The following is a 1,531-nucleotide window of genomic DNA, read 5'->3' as shown; positions in this document are numbered from 1 at the left end:
GTGTGCATTACGAGAGAATATCAATATTGCGGATGACGACTTTCACTTGCGGAAACTCAGTGCAAAGCGAGTATGGAACGAGGTTATTAAGGATAGAGTGGTAACTCAGCCTACTAATGTACTGATTGGTACCGGAGCCGATGGTCGCGGTCGTGCGCCGGAAATGCAGGTCGTACACCTCTCGAGAAGCTATTCTGATAATGACACTCAGTACGGTCCTCTAGTGCTCATGGCGTTGGACAGCGGTGTCGAGGAGCAACCACAGGGCTTCGAGAACATCCCGACCTGTATTTCGAATCCAGCTCGTGAGTATATCAAAAGGAAGGAGTTCAGTGTTGGTGCTGGCGATGAATTCATGATTGGAGCATGGTACAGAAAGGGAGACCGGGCAAAACTCAATCTAATCGAGAGTTCACTTACTGATGAGGCTAATGAGTCGGAGTATGTTGTGGTCAGTATCAAAAGAGACAGTACTATCCAAGCCTTAGAGAGTTTCCTGCAAGCCGACTGCGATTTCTCTCTCCGTAGTGATGATAGCGATGCCGACAGCGATAATGAGGATGATGATAACGAGGATGATAATGACGATGATAGCTCTGTGTCGGCTGAGGAGGAGGGGAGCAGCGAGGAGGAGAGCGATAGTCAGAGCGGTAGTGATGAGGAGGACGAGGAGGGAGATAGCCATAATATGGTTGACTCTCGTTGACCTATACACACACACTAGCACAATTATTAATTCTACTTGTGTTTGTTTGTTTGTTTGATGATTAATAAATATTAATTAATATTTGCAGATATATGCAGGCCTCGGTCCCCTTCCTGAACCCGCATTTGGCTCCTCTGCACCCATGTTTGAGCTCCACGACCCTGACCAGCTAGAGGCAGAAGCTGCTAAACACAACACTTCTGTAGTCTCCTATGGACAAGCCGGAAAGCTTTCTATGTCCCATAGGGTAACCGATAGGCGTAGTAAGATGGATATAAGAATAGAGAACCTACAGAAGAAGCACCCCAATTGGACTGCCGATAGGTGCATGAAGAAGTTAGAAGCCGAGAAAGAAAAGAAGGACAGGCTGACAGAAGAGCGATATAGCCGTGCCAGTTTCAACCAACACTGTGTGCACTGTAATCAGCCGCTGAGCAAGCACGACGATACTCTCTATGGGCATAGGTGTTATGGAATGGCGACCTACTACGAGGAAATTAGTGAGGAACTGCGGAAGAGAGAGGAGAAGGCAGATAGAGAGTATTTGAGAAAGATAAGGGCGCATGATGATGGAGACTGGAACCCGAGTGGGGAAAGCGAGGAGAGTGACGATGAGAGTGAAGTCTATGAGATGGCCTTCTGTCTCGGTACCGGTGGAAGATGTAAGAGGAAGAAGTGCGAGGCCGCAGCAAGTTTTTGTAAGGTGGCTGGGCTGTGCAAGCGCCTGCGGCGTGCTGAGAAAGACGCAAAGTTGCTCGGAATAGTCAAAGAGTTTGTTAATACTTATGACAAATAATAAAAGCTTTGCTTTTAGGCTCCCCCGTG

General features: G+C 47.7%; 2 protein-coding genes. Both read left to right on the top strand.

What is annotated here, in order from left to right:
- The coding region (locus tag EBR25_13920; protein NBW42067.1) for a hypothetical protein at window positions 1-706 on the top strand (706 nt) is incomplete at its 5' end.
- 142 nt (window positions 707-848) lie between these two features.
- A complete protein-coding gene (locus EBR25_13915) occupies window positions 849-1,502 on the top strand; it encodes a hypothetical protein (GenBank protein NBW42066.1) in 654 nt (217 codons plus the stop codon).
- Window positions 1,503-1,531: the final 29 nt, after the last annotated feature.

The organism is bacterium, assembly GCA_009926305.1.
GTDB lineage: Bacteria > Bdellovibrionota_C > UBA2361 > UBA2361 > RFPC01 > RFPC01.
This window is presented reverse-complemented; position numbering and strand designations above follow the sequence as displayed.

What these genes read in the sequence shown, in the direction of transcription:
- EBR25_13915 (NBW42066.1), top strand. Translation starts at nt 849, where the DNA reads ATGTTTGAGCTCCACGACCCTGACCAGCTAGAGGCAGAAGCTGCTAAA.